Here is a 22,962-nt window from a genome sequence, read left to right on the forward strand (position 1 = left end):
CGATACGATAAGGGCTGCTAACGCAGCCCTTTCTTTTGGAACTTTTGAATGGGCTACTTTCAGACTAGCTCGCAGAGCCCCGAAACAAGATTTCCGAGCTCTACTGCACAAAGCAGGCAGCTTGCTTGAAATCAACCTTAAAGAAGATCCTACATACAAAGTGGCTAGCGATGTTTTAGCTAGATAGCTTCACAAAGCCCCCTTTCAAATCACCAATAATTTACCTTGCTGATAATTTAGCCTTTCTCTAGCATAAGGCTTCTGCTGTTTTCAGGAGCTTGTTATGACATGGATTGTTCTTACGCTGTTCGCAGCATTTATGCAGTCTTGGCGCAACGCTTTTCAAAGTCGTTTGTCCGGTTATGTCTCCACCGCTGGCGTTACCCTCGCACGCTTTCTATGGGCAAGCCCGCTTGCTGCTGTTTATCTTGTAACTCTCTATCAGTGGCAACCAGCCACACTGCCTAGCTTTTCCATTACCTTCTGGGGTTACGTCATCGGAGCCTCATTTATGCAGATTCTCGCAACTGCACTCATGGTAAAGCTTTTCAAATTCAATAATTATGCTGTCGGGGCAGGGCTTGCTAAAAGTGAAGCCTTGGTCGCTGCAATACTAGGTGTGCTCTTTTTTGGTACTCAACTGACCCTGTTAGGCTGGGTTGGCGTGGTTATTGGTGGCGTAGGGGTATTTATACTCAGTAGCCACGGCGGTTTTCGGCAACTTTCACTGCCTACAGTGATGCTAGGTTTAGGCAGTGGCAGTGCTTTTGCTCTTACGTCACTGTGGGTGAGAGAAGCCAGCATAGCCTCTAAACTCCCCTTTCCCTATAGTGCGGCGTGGGTGCTGTTTTTTGTTATCTCTCTGCAAACGCTTTGCTTAATCGGTTACATACTCATTCAAGAGCGTCCGACTTTATGGCAACTCTGGCATCGCCCAAAACTGGTTATGTTGACGAGTGCAAGCAGCTGTTTGGGGTCAATTGGTTGGTTTGGCGCTATGTCTTTGCAAGCTGTTCCTTATGTAAAAACGCTCGGCCAAGTAGAAATATTTTTTACTATGCTGATTTCTGTATTTTGGCTGCGCCAGAAAGTACGGATTAAAGATGGCTTAGGACTCATTCTCGTCGCACTTGCCGCTATTTTGGTGATGTGGACTTAGTGTTCGAAGCGACTAACTAATACAGGTTGATAAACAGAACTTATACCACTCCTGTTCTGTTTTACACTTTAACGAAAACATAAAAAAACCCTCCTTGCGGAGGGTTTTGTATTTCCCGATTTGTTTCGTGCTAGCGAAAACCAATCACATTACTTTTTTGCTTTTGGCGCTGCTTTCGCTGCTTCTTGATCTGCTTTCTTTACGATAACAGTTGTGCCTTCGAAAGTTTGACCTTCTACGAATGGCTTACCGTAGTAAGAAGCCAGCAGAACTTCTTTCAACTCAGCAATCAGTGGGTAACGTGGGTTTGCACCAGTACATTGGTCATCAAACGCTTCAACCGCTAGCTCATCCACTTTTGCCAAGAAGTCAGCTTCGTTTACACCAGCCGCTTGGATAGACATTGGGATGTCTAGGTTCGCTTTCAGTTCATCCAACCATGCAAGCAGACGTTCAATCTTCTGCGCAGTACGGTCGCCCGCTTGGCTCAGGCCTAAGTGGTCAGCCACTTCTGCATAACGACGACGTGCTTGTGGGCGGTCGTATTGAGAGAACGCAGTTTGTTTAGTTGGGTTGTCGTTCGCGTTGTAACGTACCACGTTAGCAATCAATAACGCGTTAGCTAGACCGTGTGGTAAGTGGAACTCAGCACCGATCTTGTGCGCCATTGAGTGACATACACCTAGGAAAGCGTTCGCAAATGCGATACCTGCGATGGTTGCTGCGTTATGTACTTTCTCACGAGCGATTGGGTCTTTCGCACCGTTCGCGTAGCTTGAAGGTAGGTACTCTTTCAGCATCTTAAGTGCTTGCAGAGCCTGACCGTCTGAGTATTCATTCGCTAGAACTGATACATAAGCTTCTAGTGCGTGAGTTACCGCATCGTAACCACCGAAAGCAGTCAGAGATTTAGGCATGTTCATCACTAGGTTCGCATCTACGATCGCCATTTGAGGAGTCAGTTCGTAGTCTGCCAGTGGGTACTTAGCGCCAGTCTTATCGTCAGTAACAACCGCAAATGGAGTCACTTCTGAACCCGTACCTGAAGTGGTAGTGATACAAACAAGCTCAGCTTTTTTACCCATTTTAGGGAACTTGTAGATACGTTTACGGATATCCATAAAGCGCATTGCCAGTTCCGCGAAGTGAGTTTCTGGGTGCTCGTACATTACCCACATGATCTTCGCCGCATCCATTGGTGAACCACCACCTAGAGCGAGAATCACATCTGGTTGGAAGCTTTGCATTGCTGCCGCACCTTTCTCTACTACAGACAGCGTTGGATCCGCTTCTACTTCGAAGAATGTCTGAACTTCCATGCCTTGCGCTTTCAGCAGGGCAACCACATCGTCTGCATAACCGTTGTTAAATAGGAAACGGTCAGTAACTAGGAATGCGCGTTTTTTACCTTCTAGGTCGCTCAGCGCGATTGGAAGGCTACCACGGCGGAAGTAGATAGACTTAGGTAGTTTGTGCCACAACATGTTTTCAGCTCGCTTCGCAACAGTTTTCTTGTTGATTAGGTGCTTAGGACCTACGTTCTCAGAGATTGAGTTACCACCCCAAGAACCACAACCCAGAGTCAGAGACGGTGCAACGTTGAAGTTGTACAGGTCACCAATACCACCGTGAGTGGTTGGGATGTTGACAAGAATACGGGCAGTTTTCAGTTTGTCACCGAAGTAACGGATACGGTCTGCGTTAACGTCTTGGTTGGTGTACAGACCTGAGGTGTGACCGATACCGCCGATCTCTACCATGGTTACTGCTTGTGCAACCGCGTCTTCGAAGTTGTCAGCACGGAACAGGCCAAGTGTTGGAGACAGTTTCTCGTGAGCGAATTCATCGTCATAAGAGACTTTGCCCAGACCTTCACCCACCAGCACTTTAGTATCTGCAGGTACTTTTACGCCTGCCATTTCAGCGATAGCAGCAGCTGGTTGACCTACGATCTTCGCGTTCAGAGCGCCATCAATCAGCAGCACTTTACGCACTTTGTCTGCATCCGCTTTGCTCAGGACGTGCGCTTTGTGCGTTGCGAAACGCTCTTTCACTTCGTCGTAAACTTCGCTCACTACGATAGCCGCTTGCTCAGAAGCACACACTACACCGTTGTCGAACGTTTTAGACATCAGGATAGAAGCAACCGCACGTTTGATATCTGCAGTTTCATCGATAACAACTGGAACGTTACCTGCACCTACACCGATGGCTGGTTTACCAGAAGAGTAAGCCGCTTTCACCATACCAGGACCACCTGTCGCAAGGATCAGTGCAATGCCATCGTGTTTCATCAGAGCGTTTGACAGCTCAACTGAAGGTTGGTCAATCCAACCGATGATGTCTTTTGGTGCACCCGCTGCGATTGCGGCATCCAGAACCAGTTTCGCTGCTGCGTTGGTTGAGTTTTTCGCACGTGGGTGTGGAGAGAAGATGATACCGTTACGAGTCTTCAGAGAAATCAGTGATTTGAAGATCGCGGTTGAGGTTGGGTTAGTCGTTGGGACGATACCACAGATGATGCCAACAGGCTCTGCGATGGTCATAGTACCTAGGTTTTCATCTTCTTCTAAGATGCCACAGGTTTTTTCGTCTTTGTATTTGTTGTAGATAAACTCAGAAGCAAAATGGTTTTTGATTACTTTATCTTCAACAATACCCATACCTGATTCTTCTACCGCCATTTGAGCTAGCGGGATACGCGCTTGGTTTGCTGCGAGAGATGCTGCGCGGAAGATTTTGTCTACTTGTTCTTGAGAGAAAGTAGCAAATTCAGCTTGTGCTGCTTTAACGCGAGCAACCAGAGCATCAAGTTCAGCCAGATTAGTAACAGGCATAATGAATCTCCTAAAATTAAAAAATGTTAAAACTCTTTAGTAAGTGTGCCGCAGTCAGTTTTTACTTTCACTCAATGACTTACTTACAACCAACTTAGTAAATTGCTTTCATGGCTGAGTATAATATTTCAGACTATGAAAAAAATTGACTCAGATCAGTTATGAAAAATTAATTACCCAAGAAGTGGTAACCGCTAGCATTGATACAATCTAACAATATGAATTAAAAGAAATTAAACCAAAAACCACCACTGATTAAAAAAACCACACTTGAACTTTTACAACTAAAAAAACTACAACACTCTGTAAAAAAATTTCATTTTTGCACATTAAAGCCACTTCTTTGCGGTTCTTTACGTGCCACTAGGAGTATATCGATAATGGCAAAGACCACCAGATGTGAGCTTGTTTTTTACAACAAATGTGTGAATGTTAACGAATTAACACAACAGCAGATGAAAGCGCTACAAAAAAACCACTAACCCTTTTCATCCTTAGCCATTAATTAGTTTTTCTCACATAATAATCTGCGGTGACCCAATTTTTTTCATTCGTGCTTTTGCTATCTTTGACTTACATTACGCACGCTTCTTTACCTCTCTGCGATGGTTACGAGACTTCATCATGCAAAGCTTTGAAATTGCTATATTCCTCCAATTCTTTCTCGGCCTAGTGGCTGCAGTAAACCCTGTGGGCATTATGCCTGTGTTCGTTTCTCTTACTGGCCACATGACTTTGGAAGAGAAAAACAAAACTGCAGCAACCGCCAATATTGCCGTTGCAATCATCTTGATCATTGCACTACTAGCAGGACAGATGCTTCTGGATCTGTTCAGCATTTCCCTAGACTCTTTCCGTGTTGCGGGTGGTTTACTGCTGTTGAGTATCGCGTTTTCGATGATGAGCGGTAAGCTCGGTGAGGATAAACAGAACAAACAAGAGAAATCGGAATACATTAGCCGCGAGCAAATTGCTGTTGTTCCATTAGCAATGCCACTGATGGCGGGCCCTGGTGCTATCAGTTCCACCATCGTTTATGGTGCGCGTTATCCGAATATGTTTGATACCTTGGGGATCATTCTGACCGTTGTTGCTTTCAGCTTCTGTTCTTGGCTGCTGTTCCGTTCTGCGCCTTATATTGTGCGTTTACTAGGACAAACGGGCATTAACGTGATCACCCGTATCATGGGGCTTATTTTGGGAGCCTTGGGGATTGAGTTTATTGCGAATGGCCTAAGAAGCCTCTTCCCCGGATTAGCCTAACGCAGACAACGCCGCTATGATATTGCGATGTACCTTTGACGTCGCAATATCATGTCCAATCCAGTTCATTTAAAACATCGTCTTTATGTGATCATCTTCGGCACTCACACCCCTGCGGGTAAGCTGTTTGATCTCTGCCTAATCAGCGCCATTCTCTCTTCACTTGTATTACTGGTGTTAGAGTCACTTCCCTCGATGAGTGAATGGCAATCTTCACTGCGTATTGCGGAATACCTCTTCACAGTCTTATTTACTCTGGAATACGCTTTACGACTCTATTGCTCGCCCAAGCCCAGTGCTTACGCACGCAGTTTTTACGGTATCGTGGATCTGCTGGCGATTTTGCCGACATATCTAAGCTTTATTTTCCCATCGGCCAGTATTGTCGGCGTCATTCGATTACTTCGCATCATGCGGATATTCCGAATTCTCAAGCTCGTACGCTACCTGCAAGACTCGCATCTTCTTATGCGTTCCTTACTGGCTGCCAGACGTAAAATTTTCATTTTTTTCAGTACAGTCGCTATTTTAGTAACGATTTTTGGCGCGTTGATTTACGTGATTGAAGGTCCTGAGAATGGTTTTACCAGTATCCCAACCAGTATTTATTGGGCAATTGTGACCATCACCACGGTTGGCTATGGGGATTTAGTTCCGAAAACCCCTCTAGGGCAAACTATTGCGTCCATGACCATGCTATTGGGTTACTCTATTCTTGCCGTTCCAACGGGGATCATCACCGCCGAACTGAATAATGAGATGCACGCTCACCGAACCTTAGTGAAATGTCCGAATTGCGCCCTATCCGGCCATGAGTCAGATGCTTTATTTTGTAAGCATTGTGGCAGTGAATTAGCCGACCCAGATAAACGGGTGGTTCCTGTTGAAAACCATCACCTCAATCGTGAGGAACGATAAGACGATGCCTAGGTAAGCGTTAGTAAAAAGAAAGCGCCGATTGGCGCTTTCATCATTTTAGTGCTGGTAACAATTGGGAACTAATGCGAATTACTTCTCAGCCAAGATGATACGCAGGGTACGGCGTAGTGGCTCAGCCGCCCCCCACAGTAATTGATCACCCACTGTGAAAGCATTGAGGAAATCATCCCCCATCGCCATCTTACGTAAGCGGCCAACAGGAACAGACAGTGTACCTGTCACTTTCGCAGGCGTCAGCTCACGCGCGGTAATGTCACGCTCATTCGGGATTACTTTCACCCAATCATTGTGAGTGGCAATCATCTCTTCGATTTCATCCAGTGGAATATTCTGTTTCAGCTTGATGGTCAGAGCTTGAGAGTGGCAACGCATTGCACCGATACGCACGCAAGTACCATCAATCGGAACTGGAGAATCTTGCAAACCAAGAATTTTGTTGGCTTCTACGCCAGCTTTCCACTCTTCTTTGCTCTGTCCGTTATCACGCTTCACATCGATCCAAGGGATCAATGAACCCGCAAGAGGAACGCCGAAGTTGTCGGTTGGAAAAGTGCCAGAACGCATGGTTTCTGCCACTTTTTTATCAATGTCTAAAATTGAGCTTGCTGGGTTTGCCAACTCAGAACTCACTGCATCATTGATTACGCCCATTTGCGAAATCAACTCGCGCATATTTTGTGCACCAGCACCTGATGCAGCTTGATAAGTCATTGCACTCATCCACTCCACCAAACCGCGCTCATAGAGACCACCTAATGCCATCAGCATCAGGCTCACGGTACAGTTACCACCCACAAAGGTTTTGGTGCCATGGTGAATACCGTGCAAAATTTGTTTTAAGTTAACAGGATCAAGGGTGATGATGGCATCTTTATCCATACGTAAAGTGGAAGCGGCATCAATCCAATACCCTTTCCAACCTGCTTGACGCAATGCAGGGTAAACCTTTTCTGTATAGCTACCACCTTGACAGGTGATCACTGCATCGAGCTGCTTAAGGCTTTCGATATCAAACGCATCTTGCAGCATGCCTGCATCTTTACCCAAATTAGGGGCAGGAACACCAATTTGCGATGTACTGAAGAAAACGGGATCAATTAGATCAAAATCGCGCTCTTCTACCATGCGTTGCATCAGGACAGAGCCAACCATGCCACGCCAACCTACTAAACCTACTCTCATTTTCCATACTCTCCGTGTAGATCCAATGTCAAATCACTGGCTCCATCTATAAGTGGTTCAGCCTTAAATCTCAAGCGTTTCTTACCAAATCTCACAACTTTTTCTTATCCTTCTAGCTAAGTTCTCGTGCTTTTTGCGGCAAGCCCCTTAAAACTCTCACTTTTTAATCAACTTAGAGTATTGGCGTCAGATTTTTACCAAAAAACTTATTTTTTGTTACACAATAAAGCCACATTACAAAAGATTTGATTTCATTGCCAACCCAATTAACAAACATTAAACACCACGCATTAACCAAGTGAACGATATAAATCACAACAAATAGCTTTAATGTCGATATATTATTTTAACTACGGTAAAGTGCACTCCGACTCAATAAGGATATCCTGACTCCTTACTAACGATTGGATAAGAGGCTCTTAATTATGTTACAAGCCCAACAACGCCTACCAAGCTTGACCCAAGTAATCATCGCTCTTGGTCTATTTTTACTGTTAGCGTTTTCATTTACCGCACAATTGGATTTACCTATCCAGCTTGCCCTGTACATCGGCTGGTTCGTTATTATTACCTTGGGTATTCGCCTAGGACACAAATATAAAGATCTCGAAACCGCGGCTTTAAATGGCATTTCAAATGGTTTAGGCGCAGTCCTAATTCTACTTGCTGTTGGAGCACTGGTTGGTACCTGGATTTCCGGCGGTATTGTTCCAACCATTATTTACTACGGTTTGAAAGCAATTCACCCTTCTATCTTTTTATTAGCCACTATGGTGATTTGTTCATTAACCGCCTTAGCAACAGGTACCTCTTGGGGCGCTGCAGGTACAGCCGGCATTGCCATGATGGGGATCGGCCAAGGCCTTGGTATTCCGGCACCAATCACGGCAGGTGCGGTACTATCAGGCTGTTACTTCGGAGATAAAATGTCTCCATTGTCTGACTCGGTAATCTTGGCTTCATCCATGTCGAACGTAGAAGTGATGGAGCATATTAAAGGCATGCTGCCGATTGCCCTGATCAGCTATGTCATCACCGGCATTCTGTTTACTTTGTTTGGTTTCCACTACGCGGGTAATGTTGATATGTCTCAAGTAGAGACTGTCATTGCAGCGATGGAACAGCAGTTCTACATCACGCCTTATTCTTTTGTCCCTGTGTTGATCGTACTTGGCCTATTGGCAATGCGTATGCCTTCCTTCCCTGTGATCAGTTTTGGCTCACTGCTGGGCATTATTTGGGCCGTGATGATTCAAGATGTAGATTTCCTACAAGCCTTCAACACGGCATGGGCTCCTTACAATATTGAATCAGGCGTGAGCTTCATTGATGCGATTCTTAATCGTGGTGGCATGTCATCCATGCTAGGTTCAGTAGCAGTTATCGTGTTCGGTCTTGGTTTTGGTGGCCTGTTGGATAAGGTCGGCGTGCTGGAAACCATCGCTAAATTATTTGAACGCCGTGTAACTAGCCCTGGTTCATTGGCAACGAGCACCATCGGCACAGCCTTTATGGGTAACGTGTTTGGTTCCGCAATGTATGTTTCACTTATCCTGACGCCAAAAATCTGTGCTAAGAACTACGACCGTTTAGGCTATCAACGTAAGAACTTGTCTCGTAACGCAGAATTCGGCGGCACGCTCACCTCTGGCATGGTGCCATGGAGTGACAACGGCATCTATATGGCGAGTATTTTGGGTGTTGCTACCCTCTCTTACGCTCCATTTATGTGGTTGAGCTTCGTGTGTATTATCGTAACCATCGTCACATCTTACTGCGGCTGGTTTGTCGATAAATGTGAGCCAACAGCTACGCTGAATGCTGAAGAAAACACTGAATCACAAAAGATTCCAGTCTCGGCATAAGTACATCTGATATCTAGCATTAAAGAGCGCTTCGGTGCTCTTTATCATTTACGAGGCTGTCGAATGAGTTTGCAAACGAGCCAAATGCCATTCAACCTCCTGCACCGTATGCGCAAGGTAAGTAGAAAGGCTATCCAGCACCTTTTCATTCGGAACCTTCCCAGAGTGAAGCTCACTTTCTACTTTAGCCGCCGTATTTTTTAATCGCTCAGCCCCAAGGCTTGTGGCAACACTTTTTAAGCTGTGACTGATTCGCTGCGCAACCTCTGGCTCACTCAGTAACCGTTCCCGAATTTTCTCATCATCGTTTTTGTGATCTTCCAGAAAAACATTCAGTAACTGACGGACAGAATCGAGATTGCCATTCAACACTTGATTTATATGCACAATATCCACATAGCTATTTTTTTCATCACTTTGATGATCTAGCAATCGATTCTTTTCCGGTTTTAGAACCCGCTCAGCGCAGTATGGGGGCACAATCCAAAGAGCGAGCATGCAAACGAGACTACTGAATACCAACACTATTAGGATTAGCCACAACTGATGATGATATGCTTCTTCTAACTGGCTAGCTTCTTCGTATACTGCATGACGGAGCATCTTACTCGCTATGTTTTCCCCTTCAGCATATTGCGTCAGCAAGCGAGAGATCTGAGCTAAAGCCCCCTGTAACTCGGCCTGCTCGCGACTGGGTAAACGAAGAGAGTTCCTGAGTATGTGATCTAAATGACGATAAATCTCCGGATGATTTTTACGATCAGCAAAAAGAGCCTCGAAACTCAGAGCGCCTAATTGGTAATAGTCATTCAACAGTGCTTCATTAGACTGAAAATTTCGCCTATCTTGGCGCAATGCTTCAGCCAAAGCAGTTGGTTGCAGCTCAATATCTAAAAATGCTCTCGCTTGTTCTATAAATCGATCAATTTGATATAAAAGTTGCTGTACATCGGCAACGTACCAGAGTGTGGTTCGCTCTGCTTCAATTTGCATCCGCAAAGCAAAAAGTAATGAGAGCTCCAATTCTAAATCTGAGGCTTGGTTTGAACGATAAGGCTGTGAAAAATAGAGCGTATCGCGAAAATGCATTAACCGATTGTTTAACTCATCTAGAGTACTCGAAGAAGACGAAATTTGATGAAACTGCCACATCATGGATGCTGCTATGACACTCCAAACAACGAAAATCGTCATCACAACTTTGTTTTTAAAAGGCTTGCTCGATAAAGTCCGTTCCATGCCTAGTCATCCTAGTTAAAACCTAAGATCAAGCATATACGTAAATTTTATCCTTGATGATTCATGCGACAATTTGCGTAAAAAAAAGAGAGCGCGATCGCTCTCTTGATAAGAATATTAAATTACTGAATAAAGGCTGCTGCCTCTTGGGGTTTAGCGTAAGCGGGTTAATTGATCACGCAAATTAGGCGGTGTTCCCTTAATGGTTAGCGTGTCAGTTTCTGGATCATAGAAAACGCGCTCTCCAAGCAGCAAGCTATCAAAGCTCAGATTCAAGCCGCCACCCGCGCCCACATATTTGGTGAGTTTGCGTACAGTTGAACGATCCGCTGGGAAACTCTCTTCCAACTCATAACCTTGCTCACGAGTGAAATCAAAGAAGCTCACACCTTCGTTGCTTGGCGGCAATTCTCCAGAAAGCTCCTGCACCTTAACTTCATCACCCGATTTGATTTGATCGTTACAATATTCATAAACCTGCTTCTTGTAGCTGATCACTTCATCTTTCTCGAATTTTGCATCAGCGCAGAAATCTTCTACCGCCTGCATCAGCACCTGGTTTTGCTGCTTAGTATCCAGGCCAATATCAGCTTGCAGAAAATCAAGGAAGAAATCGGCTACCTTACGACCAACTCTACCTTTAATGTAGCTCAGGTAACGTTTTGATTCTTTGTCGGTTTCAAAACTGGAGAGATCAATACGCGCCACGATATCCATTTTGTTGATATCCAAATAATCAGTGGCACTGATGTCTAACCCTTCTGTAACTTTCAGGCTTTGGTTGAGTGGCAGTAAACCAATAAACAGGTAATCGGTAGCCAGCGATTGATATTCCGCCATAACCAAAATGCCTTCATCGGCAAAAGGATACTTGGCTAACTCATTTTTCAGGCGCTGCGCACTTTGTTGTGAAAAATCGTAGAAAGGTAATTCGCCACGGCGCATCTCTTGCAACCAAAGCTGAAATTCACTGTCTGACTTAAAGCAACCGAAACCTTTACCTGCTTTTGCATTAAAAACACGATGTAACTCAGCGACTAAGTTTTCAGTTGACGTATCATTGCGAAGAGATTCAGCGCGATAGTTCACCACCAACTCATCGTTATCGTTTTTACGGAGTTGGTGCAAAATCACGTTAGAAAGGAATAGGCTCATAGTGAAATAATCATCGTTCTGGTTTCAGTTGTCAGGCATAGTAGGTTATCATAAGCCGCTTTTACTATCATCATCAGAGTCAATATGCCTATTACATCTAAATACAGTGACGAACACGTTGAATCCATTCTGACTGAAATTGCTGCGGTACTAAACAAACACAATGCTTCACCAGAGCTCACCTTAATGGTGGTTGGTAATATCGCTACCAATGTACTCAATCAAAACGTTGCTGCTTCGCAACGTAAAGTAATTGCAGAAAAATTCGCGCAAGCGTTAGTGTCATCTTTGCAAAGCTAAATTGACCCATTTAACCAATAAATAGAAAAAGCACATGGTAGATAGCGGAAATACATACGGTGATCGAGTCTCTCGTCTAGTCGGTTGGGGGCACTGGTTTGCTTTCTTCAATATCATCGCAGCCATGTTGATTGGTACGCGATATATATCTCAATCACCTTGGCCAGAAACTTTGCTTGGACAGCTCTATTTGGTGCTGTCTTGGGTTGGGCATTTTGGTTTTCTTGTTTTCGCACTCTACCTATTAGTGCTTTTTCCTCTTACCTTTGTTATTCCATCACGCAGCTTGTTCAGATTTATTGCTGTCTGTTTTTCGACTTTGGGGCTCACTGTTTTACTTATTGATACCCAAGCTTATCAGATCATTAACCTGCACCTGAATCCCGTTGTGTGGGAGCTTCTTTTTAATGACGAGACCAGCAGTGTTAGTGCGGATCTTCAGCACCTATTTGTTGTGCTACCGCTGATTTTCCTGCTTGAACTCGGATTGTCCGAATGGGTATGGCGTAAACAGCGTAAGTTGTCGCATAAGCGTGTTGGTCGCCCATTAGCTGCTGTGTTTTTTGTCAGCTTTATTACTAGCCATCTGATTTATGTATGGTCAGATGCTTACTTGTATTCTGCGGTGACCAGTCAGCGTGCGAACTTCCCTCTCTCCTATCCTATGACTGCCAAGTCCTTTATGGAGAAGCATGGTCTGCTGGATCGGGAGGAATACACTAAACGTCTTGCGGAACAAAATAACAATATCGATGGACTGACTTATCCGCTCGAACCGTTAGAGTTTAACCGCCGAGCTAATAACCTTAACGTACTCGTGGTTAGCATTAACAATTTACGTGCTGATGCATTAACCGCAGAACTCATGCCAAGCACCTATCAGTTTGCCAGCGAGAACCTTAACTTTGTTAATCACTACAGCTCAAGCAACGATATGTTTGGCCTGTTTGGTTTGTTTTATGGCTTACCGAGCACCTATGCGAGCAGTGTTCGCGTACAAGGAAATGCGCCAGTGCTGATTGATGTCATGAAGAAAAATGACTATCAGTTTGGACTATTTAGCGGTAATGATTTCTCAGACCCACTATACAAAGAAACGATGTTCCGCTCTTTAGAGCTCGCCACAATTGCAGCGGGTAATAATGGTAGCAGTTTGGATGAGCAAGCCGTAAAAGCGTGGTCCGAGTGGGTGCAAACCGCACACAAAAAGCCGTGGTTCAGTTACTTAGAGCTAAGCACTGTTGAAGCTTTTTCTGAACTGACAAACAGCACAGCTCAAAAAACATCAGCGGAAGATCGCTTACGCAGCGCCTATAATGCCTCTGTAACTCAAGCTGACCAAGTGATTAAGGGATTACTTGACCAACTTGAATCACTTGCTCTATTAGATAATACCGTAATTGTAATAACCTCTAATCACGGCACTGAGTTTAATGAGACAAGAACCAATACATGGGGATCGAATAGCAACTACAGCCGCTATCAATTACAAGTGCCTATGGTCATTCACTGGCCCGGTAAAGTAGCTGGTATTTATACTCATCGCTCTAGCCATCTCGATTTTTCGGTAACCCTGATGCAGGACTTGCTTGGCGTTTCCTCGAATCCTATTGATTACAGCAGTGGCAAAAACCTATTTAATGAAAGTAAGCGTAAATGGATTTTAGCAGGTGATTCGCGCGAATTAGCTTTAATCACCGATGAGCAAACGACTGTTATTGATAAGTTTGGCAACTTCAAAGTTTATGACGCAGAATACCAGCGTCTTAAGCAAACAAACCCTACTTTACCAGTATTAATGCAAGGTTTAACCGAATTGCAGCGTTTTTACGCAAAAGATAATTAAATTCATTATTTTAAGTCAGTTCAGGGTTGACGCACTTGGTAAAAGTTATTAGATTACGCCCATCGGACTGTAGCGCAGCTTGGTAGCGCACCGTCATGGGGTGTCGGGGGTCGGAGGTTCAAATCCTCTCAGTCCGACCATACACCTAAAGGGGAGTTTCTTAGAAACTCCCCTTTTCCGTTTTAAAACTTGTAAAAAATAGCGCTTAGCAATAAAAACATTGACCAAGTGTACATTATTAGAGCAAACAGTGTTTTAGGGGCTTTACAAGCAAGCATCGGGTCGATATTATGCGCCCACAAAGGAGAGATGGCTGAGTGGTTGAAAGCACCGGTCTTGAAAACCGGCGATGGTTAATAGCTATCCTAGGGTTCAAATCCCTATCTCTCCGCCACATTAGAAAAGCCGCTGATTATTCAGCGGCTTTTTGCTTTTACGTATGTCCACAATTTCACTTCAATCCCCTGCGCTTAACGCCGCTTTCAGTAACTCAAGATGCAATGGCACGAGTGCCGCATGGTCTTCGCGATACCCACCACCTATGACACAAGCGATTGGAATGCTCTCCTGCTTTGCCAAATCCAATATAAAACGATCTCGTTGCGCGATAGCCACTTGTGAAATCGACAAATAGCCCAGCTCATCATCACTATGAATATCCCCCCCCGCATCGTAAATAATGAGGTCAGGCTGATGAAGATTCACCGCCATCTCAACCACCTGAGTAAATGTGGATAAAAACTCCTCATCCCCCTGTCTGCTTAGTAAACTCTATATCCATATCAGAAGCGAGTTTACGTGCAGGGAAATTCTTATCACAGTGAAAAGAAAGGGTAATGATCTCGTCACGTTCCGCACACAAGGTTGCCGTTCCATCACCATGATGCACATCACTATCAATGATCAGAACTTTATCAACACCAGACAAAGAGAGTGCGAAGTGTGCTGCAATCGCCAAATCATTAAACAGACAGAAACCGCTGCCAAAATCCTCGTGAGCATGGTGATACCCACCACTAAGGTGGATTGCGACGCCTGACAGCAAAGCTCGCTCGACCATTAAGCAGGTTCCTCCCACAGAAAGCAACATACGCTCAATCAGTTTTTCACTCCAAGGAAAACCAATTCGGCGCATCTTGGCTGCTGGCAGTGTTCCATCCAACAAGGCCTGTACATATTCTGAATCATGCAATGACTTCACCAAGGAGAGTTCAGCTATTTGTGGTGTAAAAAATCCAAATGCTTCTCGCCACTCTTCGTTTTGTGTTTGTTGGGGCTTTGTTGCGTAATTCGAGGGAACTAAATCAGAAGGTTGCGATCTGATCGGCTAAGTAAGTTAATTATCCTAGTCTCATGCCTAAACCTCGCTACAAAACAACGAACTGGAAACAGTACAACAAAGCCTTAATCAACCGTGGTTCACTCACTTTCTGGATTGATGAAGAAGCCATTCGCCAGTGGAAGCAGAGCAAACAAGATAAACGAGGTAGACCTCCTCAGTTCAGCGACTTAGCCATTACTACTGCGCTTATGGTGAAACGAGTTTTCTCAATGCCGTTGAGAGCATTGCAAGGGTTTATCGATTCTGTTTTTTCATTGGCTAACGTCCCTATAGTCTGCCCACATTACAGTTGTATCAGTCGAAGAGCTAAGCAAGTCGAGGTTTCATTTAAACCAAATAGTAGAGGTGCAATACAGCATCTAGCTATTGATGCAACAGGTCTCAAGGTTTATGGCGAAGGTGAGTGGAAGGTCAAGAAGCATGGTACTGACGGGAAGCGAAGAGTCTGGAGAAAGTTGCATTTAGCGGTAGACACCAGCACTCACGAAATCGTCGCGGCAGAACTGAGTGTATCTAATGTTACCGATGCAGAAGTCCTTCCTAACTTGCTCAAGCAAACACGCCGAAGAGTAATCGAGATATCTGGTGATGGCGCTTATGACACAAGGGATTGCCACGATGCCATACGGTTCAAGCGAGCTATACCACTCATCCCTCCTAGAGAAGGGGCAGCCTTCTGGGAGAATGGTCATCCAAGGAATTTAGCGGTAGGTTGCCAGAAGCTCTACGGCTCCAACAATAAGTGGAAAAAGCGGTACGGTTATCATAAACGCTCACTATCAGAAACAACAATGTATCGAGTGAAGCAGTTGTTAGGTGGACGATTAAGTCTGAGAAACTACAATGCTCAGGTTGGTGAAACTTACGCCATGATTAAAGCGCTGAACAAACTTACAGGGCTAGGTATGCCTGAAACTCAGTGTGTTGCATAATAATTAACCAATTACAGGCAGTTTGGTTCTCTGACCGAATTACGCAACAAAGCCTATATTAATCAGTAAACATAAACCTAACACTGCGAAGAGTTCGAACCAAATAGAGTTAACTTAGATAACGTTTAGCTTTATTCGTTGATCCTGCTCTCCGTTTTTTAACTAAGTGCTTAAATTGAGGCTTTCCCACCACAGATAAGGATTGTAATGAAATTGGCACTGGGGCTATTTTGACTTGCGCAATGAGCAGATCCAACTGTTTATGCAACGTTTGCATAAACGGTTGGTAAGCTTGTCCTTTCTCTGAAATCGCTTGCAGTTGATGTTCCCAATGCGCCGTCATATCTGGATAAGTCGCTTCAGCCGGAAGAGCATGGATCAAACCTCGCCCAGCAGGAGTGCTTTTAATCAGCTTGTTATCGCGCAACAAAAGTCCGCGTTTAAACAGTGTATCCAGAATCCCAGCTCGAGTTGCTTCTGTACCCAAACCATCCGTATCCCGCAGAATTTTCTTGAGTTCTTTATCTGCAACGAAACGGGCAATCCCTGTCATCGCTTGTAAGAGAGTTGCTTCGGTAAACTGGCGAGGAGGCTCGGTTTGTCTCTGTTTGATCTCCCCTTCTCGGCACTGAAGCACAGTGCCAACAGGCAGAGGGGGCACTTTATCCACGCCCTCTTCTTGCTCATCTTGATGACCGGTCAACGCTTTCCATCCAGCACTAAGCAATTGACGACCTTTCGCAATAAAAACACCGCCAGCGATATTGAAGACCAATTTAGCCTCTGCATACACTGCCGCTGGATAGAACTGAATTAAGTATTGGCGAGCAATGAGTTGATACACCTTCATCTCATGGCCAGACAACGCATTCACGCTAGCCTTTTTGGGCGTGGGGATAATGGCGTGGTGAGCATCCACTTTACTGTCGTTCCAGGTTTTAGAACGCAGTGACAAATCGGCATTATTAACGGCAGTGACCATTTCTTGTGTGTTGTTGGCAATCGCCGCCACAACATCAGCAGCCTGAGCCAGATGCTCTTTCGGGAGATATCGGCAATCTGAACGCGGATAGGTGATCAGTTTGTGCTTCTCATACAGCGATTGGCAGAGATCCAACACTTGCTGCGCACTCAAGTTATAACGCTTAGCGGCATCTATCTGCAGCGCAGACAGTGAATAAGGCAAAGGTGCTGCTTGTCTGGTTTGATCTTGCTCTGATTCAGTCACAGTCGCGGGCTGATGAGCAATGCGGCTGGCGACATTGTCCACCAATTTACGGTTAGTGACCCGCCCGTCTTCATCTTGCCAAGGTAAACAAGCCTCGCTCGGTTTCCAGCGAGCACGTATATCGAATTGATCGGCTCCATTTTGGTATGGAATTAAAGCATCAAGAGTAAAATAATCATGTGGGACAAAATTCTCGATCTCTTCATCCCGTCTCACCACTAAGCCAAGCACAGGTGTTTGCACTCGCCCCACAGAGAGCACGCCTTGATAACCGGCTTTTTTTCCAAGCAAAGTATAAGCTCGCGACATATTCATGCCATATAGCCAATCAGCACGTGAACGCGCCAACGCAGAGACTGAGAGTGGAATAAATTCACGGTTACTGCGCAGACCTTGCAAGGCACGTTTTACCGCAGAAAGGTTCAAATCTCTAATCAGAAGCCGCTGTACCGTTTCCTTTTTATGATTCGGGACTTTGCAATAATCCAGCACTTCATCCACCAACAGCTGCCCTTCACGATCGGGATCTCCAGCATGAATAATTTGATTGGCGTCTTTAAGCAGCTTACGTACAACGGCTAACTGTTGAGAGGAAGATTTTCTCGGGCGCAATTGCCACTGCTGCGGAATAATCGGCAGATCTGCCATATTCCATTTTTTGTAGCGTTCGTCATAAGCATCGGGTTCGACTTGCTCGAGAAGGTGCCCAATACACCAAGTTACTACATCGCCATTGGCACAGCGAATACAGCCTTGTTCTTTCTTATGGGGTTTTGGCAAGGCATCGGCAATCGCTCGAGCAAGGCTTGGCTTTTCAGCAATAAAGAGTCGACTCATAGCATACGTTAGCAGATAAAATTAAGGCCACATTACTCAATGTGGCCTTATAAAATCAAGAAAAACTGTAACTTTATACAGTATTATTCTTCACTTGCTGAACGTGCTGCGGCTTCTTTAACCAGAGTTTGCAGTTCACCTTTTTGGAACATCTCTAGCATGATGTCGCAACCACCAATCAACTCACCTTCAATCCACAGCTGTGGGAAAGTTGGCCATTGAGCATAAACAGGTAGTTCTGCTCGAATGTCTGGATTTTGTAGGATGTCTACATAGGCAAACTTCTCACCACACGCCATTAGAGCTTGTGCAGCTTGCGAAGAAAACCCACAGCTTGGCAACTTTGGTGAGCCTTTCATGTAAAGCAGAATCGGATTTTCGGCGATTTGCTGTTTGATTTTGTCAATAGTTTCCATCGCTTCCTCATTAATGGATGTCATCAAATATGGGCACATTCTAAAGCAATAACGGAGAATAAAAAGCATATTCTCTGTGTGGATAAAGACTAGACTATTCTTGCATATCGAGGTTATGCCTCTTGCCTTCAATCCTTGAGGATCTTTTTCTGCCTTCGGGGTTTTAATAAAGTAAAAAGTTGCTAAAATACTTGGCAAGTCAGTCGTAACGACGAAGAAAACAATACACTGGAAGCAATGACTAAAGAGAACCCTCTCTTTACACTCAACGGAGAATCGAGCAATGGCATTTGAACTACCCGCTCTTCCTTACGCGAAAGACGCGCTGGAACCACACATCTCAGCAGAAACTCTGGATTTTCACCACGGTAAACACCACAACACTTACGTGGTAAAACTGAATGGTCTGATCCCAGGTACTGAGTTTGAAAACAAATCACTGGAAGAGATCATCAAGACCTCAACTGGCGGTGTTTTCAATAACGCAGCGCAAATTTGGAACCACACTTTCTACTGGCACTGTCTGTCACCAAACGGTGGTGGTGAGCCAACAGGCACAGTGGCTGAAGCAATCAATGCGGCATTCGGTTCTTTCGCTGATTTCAAAGCAAAATTCACTGATTCTGCAATCAACAACTTCGGTTCATCTTGGACTTGGTTGGTGAAAAAAGCTGACGGTTCTCTCGCAATCACTAACACTTCAAACGCAGCAACTCCGCTGACTGAAGAAGGCGTGACACCGCTACTGACTGTTGACCTGTGGGAACACGCATACTACATCGACTACCGTAACGTGCGTCCAGACTACATGAACGGTTTCTGGGCACTGGTTAACTGGGATTTCGTAGCGCAAAACCTAGCCAAATAAGTGCTATTTGCCTAATAAATCGACATAAGCCTGCAATTTTGCAGGCTTTTTTCATTTCTATCACTCAAGTTTTCTGCTCTCGCGCCGTTAAATAAACATCAAGGGGAGAGAGTCATGCAAGTCCACACGTTAGACAAAGCGGGAATCATTAGCGAGCTGCATTTTGGCCAAGGTATAAGCCAAGCAGTTACGCAGGGGCGTCGTGCTGACTTTGCCCTACTGCTCGCGCTTTTTTCTAACGATGTGCGAGATAACACCCCAATCGACAAAATTAACGAAACGCCTATCACTGAGCAGTTACTACGTCAGCGTTTCGAATTGGCGCAGCCACAGCCACTGGAAAATGATGAGAGTTCCTATCAAATTTCAGCGAAACAAGCAGCCATGTTCCATGAAGGTGGAATGGCAAGTGCCAAACTCAGCCATTACCTTAGCCCAGAAGCGTTAACTTACCGCCCTCAGGATACCCAAGGCTTACCTGAAGAGGTGTATTTAAACCTTTCGGGACATGAAAGACGCCATCTGGCAGAAAAAACTCCTATCACCCTGCTGGCAAAAGATTTCTATCATCGCCTCGCTACGGCTTATCGCCAAGATCAATTGCGTCTGGCAGTTTGATCATCGATCTATTCAATTTGGCATACTGCAAACAAAATATTTCACTAATCATTTCTGTGAATGAATGCAAAGTATTTGGTTTCAGTTTAGTGAATCCAAAGTTATTTGAAGTTATTCACACTGTATACACAACTAATCAACCATGCTGTCCGAACCCCCTGCGTAACCTGAAGGTTACATAAGCAGTTAGAAATACAATGAGGCAGCACTCATGGACATAAAAGATTCAACAATATTAATAACTTATGCAAGTTCAGCTCTTGGTAGCACACTGGCTACTCACTTTGTAAAGCAGGGAGCCAAAGTGATCCTATGTGATCGTGATCTACAGGGTTTAGTCGATACCTATTGGCGTTGCCATGCCATTTCAAACCAAGTGGCTTATTTTCACCTCAGTGATTTTTCGCCAGAAAGCATTGAACACCTGCTCGATTTGACAGAGCAACAATTCTCACGTGTGCCTGATGTATTGATTAACAACTTGCCTTCAGCTCCACTGCCTTCTTTGATTGACGAAAAGCCTAGCGAGCAATTCATTGAACAGTTGGCGGCCATCGCCTCTTCGCTATTTAACTTCAGTCACGCGTGTTCAGTGAGAATGCGCCAGAGAAGAACAAAAGGGGTCATCGTTAATGTGGTATGCAATAACGCTCAACAAGGTATGTCGGGGATGGAGAGTGCCAATTCAATGGTATCAGGGTTTACCCAAAGCTGGGCTAAAGAGCTCAACCCATTTAATATTCGGGTAGGTGGTGTAGTTCCACAAATCCTTAGTGCCAATGATGAAACCGTTCATTGGTCTGAGGTTCGCGAAGAGTTGATCCGCAATACGGAATACATTGTTTCAAATGAATATTTTAGCGGGCGGGTGATGTCGGCTTAGCCTTCGCTAAGCCACATAGGATCATAACCCTTCACTTAGATAGTTATCGAGATATTCTTCTTCGGCAGGATCGTAATCATCGACTTGGATTTCCGCTTCAAAATTACGTCGTTGGATGTAAGCATCGCGAGTCAAACTGTAAGGATCTGGCGAGTTATGGAGCAGAGCCTCTTGTGAAACTAAAGCGGCGCGCGTTTCCATTCCTTCTAATGCCCATTTACCAATCCCAGCCCAAATATTGAGATAAGCGAGTGGGAAATATAACCCATCCACCACATCTGTCACTTCACGCACCGTGTAAGGTCCGTATCCTGGCACCATTAAATAAGGGCCATTGCCGACACCATAATGACCGACTGCATCACTAAATGCCTTTTCATCGTATTTTTTAATACCGGCTTCAGAAGCAATATCGATGATACCAAGCAGGCCAAAACTGGTGTTAATCCAAAACCGATTAAAGTGATCGACCGCTTTTGAACCATTACCCATCAATAAGTTGTTTACCATGCTGGCAGGTTCATCTAAGTTGGACAGAAAATTGGAGACGCCACTGCGCACTGGCTTAGGTACATAACCAACATAAAACAAAGAAACAGGGCGCACTAAATAAGGATCTAAGTAATCGTAGTTAATCGTCCACATCTGCCGGTTAAAGCTTTCTAGTGGATCATTAACTTGCGAGTGGGTCGAGCTTCCATCAGGTGCACTGCTACACCCGAGCAAAAATGTTGTGAATAGAGCAATCCAAGATAAGCGGCCAACCATACGTTATTCCATGTGCAAAGGCCGATGATCACATCGGCCTTGTGGTTATACTATTTTTCAGTTTGTGATTTTATTCATACTGCTTATCTAATACAACGTCAACTGGTTCACCTGCTTTCATTGTGGGACTTTCTGCGTACCAGTCACCCGTTTTAGTCGCTACATTTCCATCAGTATCTATGCGCACACGTACAACATACGACTCAAGACTAGAAAGCTTGGAACCTTGCATCATGCTGTTATTGTCATCCAACACAACGGTTCTTGGGAACTCACCTATCGGATAACGCGCTGCCGCAACTGGCATTGGAGAGCCCGGAGCATGAACAGATACGATCAATACTGCATTCGGATCAATTTTTACCTGCTCCGCAACATTGATAGTCACCTTAACCGATTTTCCATCCGCGATGCCTTCACCCATTTTTTTACGGGCACTCTCAATACTGCGACTCAGCATTTCATAACGGGAATCCTGCGGACCAATCGCCTGTTGCATTAAGCTCCAGTATTTAATTGCCGCTGGAAAATCACCACTTTCAAAGGCATCAAACGCGAGTAGAGAATAAACCCGTAAGTCTGCATAACCACGCTGAGCCAATTTGAGCAACACTGCTTTGGCTTCTTGTTGATCAACGGGATCATTAGACAGCATCAGCGCTTGTGCGTAACCAAACTTCACATCTGGGTCTTCACTATCCAATGCGAATGCTTTCTTCATTGCTCCGACTGCAGTTTCAAGGTCACGATTAGCTAAACCAATGCGGCCTAACAACAACCACCCCGTCACATCATCCGCTTGATAGTGCAACCGTGTACGCAACGCGAGTGTTAAATCATTCATCTCCTCATCACTGAGCTCAGCTTGAGGCGACATGAGTTTTTTCGATAGTTCAGGCAGTTGTGCTGAGACTTGCTGCCAAGCCTGTACATGCTGATAGTTACCAAACTTAGCGTATAAGGCATAGCTCAAACCGACCACCAACAGAACGGATGGGACGACAACCATCCAAAGCGAAACCTTGTTTTCTTGCTGGTGCTTTTGCTGAGTAGGAATATCATCCAATAGGGTCTGCTTTAAATCTGCAATCAAATCTTGCTGATCAACCACAATCCCTTCTTCCGTTTCCTCTTCAAGCTCTTTGAGTCGGTCTTTATAAAACGCTTTATTCAGCTCATCGCGCAGTTCTTGGTCGTTATTCGCGCGCTTTTGAATAAACGGAATAATGACGAATACCACCGCAATCGCAACAAGCAATAAGGTCGAGATCCAAAACATCCACAT

The 22,962-nt window shown here is 44.8% G+C and carries 18 protein-coding genes, 2 tRNA genes and 1 pseudogene; 12 read left to right on the plus strand and 9 right to left on the minus strand.

Going from position 1 to position 22,962, the window contains the following annotated elements:
* Window positions 1-283 precede the first annotated feature (283 nt).
* A complete protein-coding gene (locus VOA_RS03315; RefSeq protein WP_000219902.1) occupies window positions 284-1,159 on the plus strand; it encodes a DMT family transporter in 876 nt (291 codons plus the stop codon).
* Window positions 1,160-1,308: 149 nt separating this feature from the next.
* Here the strand turns inward: VOA_RS03315 and adhE are convergent, their stop codons facing one another.
* Window positions 1,309-3,996, minus strand: a complete 2,688-nt coding sequence (gene adhE / locus VOA_RS03310; protein ID WP_001145585.1) for a bifunctional acetaldehyde-CoA/alcohol dehydrogenase — start codon at window positions 3,994-3,996, stop codon at window positions 1,309-1,311.
* 624 nt (window positions 3,997-4,620) lie between these two features.
* Between adhE and VOA_RS03305 the strand changes: the two genes are divergently transcribed.
* Together VOA_RS03305 and VOA_RS03300 are read left to right on the plus strand one after the other, a co-directional pair.
* Window positions 4,621-5,259, plus strand: a complete 639-nt coding sequence (locus VOA_RS03305; RefSeq protein WP_001190426.1) for a YchE family NAAT transporter — start codon at window positions 4,621-4,623, stop codon at window positions 5,257-5,259.
* 51 nt (window positions 5,260-5,310) lie between these two features.
* Window positions 5,311-6,177 carry an ion transporter gene (locus tag VOA_RS03300; protein WP_000070399.1) on the plus strand — a complete coding sequence of 289 codons (867 nt, stop codon included), beginning with the start codon at window positions 5,311-5,313 and terminating at the stop codon, window positions 6,175-6,177.
* Window positions 6,178-6,267: 90 nt separating this feature from the next.
* On the opposite strand, the gene asd is transcribed toward VOA_RS03300, so the two are convergent.
* Entirely contained in the window at window positions 6,268-7,380 is a 1,113-nt protein-coding gene (gene asd / locus VOA_RS03295) for an aspartate-semialdehyde dehydrogenase (protein ID WP_001263687.1), read from the minus strand.
* A gap of 425 nt (window positions 7,381-7,805) precedes the next feature.
* Here asd and nhaC point away from each other — a divergent pair, with 425 nt between their 5' ends.
* Entirely contained in the window at window positions 7,806-9,245 is a 1,440-nt protein-coding gene (gene nhaC, locus VOA_RS03290; RefSeq protein WP_000938458.1) for a Na+/H+ antiporter NhaC, read from the plus strand.
* Between the two features lie 48 nt (window positions 9,246-9,293).
* Here the strand turns inward: nhaC and VOA_RS03285 are convergent, their stop codons facing one another.
* Together VOA_RS03285 and yejK are read right to left on the minus strand one after the other, a co-directional pair.
* Window positions 9,294-10,484: an Hpt domain-containing protein gene (locus VOA_RS03285; protein ID WP_000442536.1), complete on the minus strand. Its 1,191-nt coding sequence runs from the start codon at window positions 10,482-10,484 to the stop codon at window positions 9,294-9,296.
* A 153-nt stretch (window positions 10,485-10,637) separates the two neighbouring features.
* Entirely contained in the window at window positions 10,638-11,639 is a 1,002-nt protein-coding gene (yejK, locus tag VOA_RS03280; RefSeq protein WP_000051793.1) for a nucleoid-associated protein YejK, read from the minus strand.
* A gap of 84 nt (window positions 11,640-11,723) precedes the next feature.
* Between yejK and VOA_RS03275 the strand changes: the two genes are divergently transcribed.
* From VOA_RS03275 to VOA_RS03260, 4 genes are all read left to right on the plus strand, one after another.
* On the plus strand, window positions 11,724-11,939 hold the full coding sequence (locus VOA_RS03275; RefSeq protein WP_001123171.1) for a YejL family protein: 216 nt from the start codon (window positions 11,724-11,726) through the stop codon (window positions 11,937-11,939).
* Between the two features lie 34 nt (window positions 11,940-11,973).
* The gene (locus VOA_RS03270) at window positions 11,974-13,785 is read left to right on the plus strand and encodes a DUF3413 domain-containing protein (RefSeq protein WP_000228458.1); all 1,812 of its coding nucleotides are present in this window, start codon (window positions 11,974-11,976) and stop codon (window positions 13,783-13,785) included.
* A gap of 63 nt (window positions 13,786-13,848) precedes the next feature.
* Window positions 13,849-13,925: transfer RNA gene (locus tag VOA_RS03265), tRNA-Pro, on the plus strand.
* A 163-nt stretch (window positions 13,926-14,088) separates the two neighbouring features.
* Window positions 14,089-14,179 (plus strand) — tRNA-Ser (locus tag VOA_RS03260).
* 62 nt (window positions 14,180-14,241) lie between these two features.
* Here VOA_RS03260 and VOA_RS19935 read toward each other — a convergent pair.
* Window positions 14,242-15,058, minus strand: a pseudogene (locus VOA_RS19935) (histone deacetylase family protein); the annotation flags it as partial.
* An 80-nt stretch (window positions 15,059-15,138) separates the two neighbouring features.
* Between VOA_RS19935 and VOA_RS03255 the strand changes: the two are divergent.
* The gene (locus VOA_RS03255) at window positions 15,139-16,059 is read left to right on the plus strand and encodes an IS5 family transposase (RefSeq protein WP_001125874.1); all 921 of its coding nucleotides are present in this window, start codon (window positions 15,139-15,141) and stop codon (window positions 16,057-16,059) included.
* A gap of 109 nt (window positions 16,060-16,168) precedes the next feature.
* Here VOA_RS03255 and VOA_RS03250 read toward each other — a convergent pair whose 3' ends face one another.
* Window positions 16,169-18,124, minus strand: coding sequence for a DNA topoisomerase III (locus VOA_RS03250; protein ID WP_000088631.1), 1,956 nt, complete (start codon window positions 18,122-18,124; stop codon window positions 16,169-16,171).
* A gap of 83 nt (window positions 18,125-18,207) precedes the next feature.
* Window positions 18,208-18,540, minus strand: coding sequence for a Grx4 family monothiol glutaredoxin (locus VOA_RS03245; RefSeq protein WP_000447540.1), 333 nt, complete (start codon window positions 18,538-18,540; stop codon window positions 18,208-18,210).
* A 283-nt stretch (window positions 18,541-18,823) separates the two neighbouring features.
* Between VOA_RS03245 and sodB the strand changes: the two genes are divergently transcribed.
* From sodB to VOA_RS03230, 3 genes are all read left to right on the plus strand, one after another.
* The gene (gene sodB, locus VOA_RS03240) at window positions 18,824-19,408 is read left to right on the plus strand and encodes a superoxide dismutase [Fe] (protein WP_000863551.1); all 585 of its coding nucleotides are present in this window, start codon (window positions 18,824-18,826) and stop codon (window positions 19,406-19,408) included.
* 114 nt (window positions 19,409-19,522) lie between these two features.
* The gene (locus VOA_RS03235) at window positions 19,523-20,026 is read left to right on the plus strand and encodes a VC2046/SO_2500 family protein (protein ID WP_001195999.1); all 504 of its coding nucleotides are present in this window, start codon (window positions 19,523-19,525) and stop codon (window positions 20,024-20,026) included.
* A 211-nt stretch (window positions 20,027-20,237) separates the two neighbouring features.
* The gene (locus tag VOA_RS03230; RefSeq protein ID WP_009356139.1) at window positions 20,238-20,909 is read left to right on the plus strand and encodes an SDR family oxidoreductase; all 672 of its coding nucleotides are present in this window, start codon (window positions 20,238-20,240) and stop codon (window positions 20,907-20,909) included.
* Window positions 20,910-20,930: 21 nt separating this feature from the next.
* Here VOA_RS03230 and VOA_RS03225 read toward each other — a convergent pair whose 3' ends face one another.
* Both VOA_RS03225 and ccmI read right to left on the minus strand, forming a co-directional pair.
* A complete protein-coding gene (locus tag VOA_RS03225) occupies window positions 20,931-21,677 on the minus strand; it encodes an MlaA family lipoprotein (RefSeq protein WP_000233063.1) in 747 nt (248 codons plus the stop codon).
* Window positions 21,678-21,747: 70 nt separating this feature from the next.
* Window positions 21,748-22,962, minus strand: coding sequence for a c-type cytochrome biogenesis protein CcmI (gene ccmI, locus VOA_RS03220; protein ID WP_000266874.1), 1,215 nt, complete (start codon window positions 22,960-22,962; stop codon window positions 21,748-21,750).

Origin of the sequence: Vibrio sp. RC586 (assembly GCF_000176715.1) — a bacterium.
In the GTDB taxonomy this organism is placed as follows: Bacteria; Pseudomonadota; Gammaproteobacteria; order Enterobacterales; family Vibrionaceae; genus Vibrio.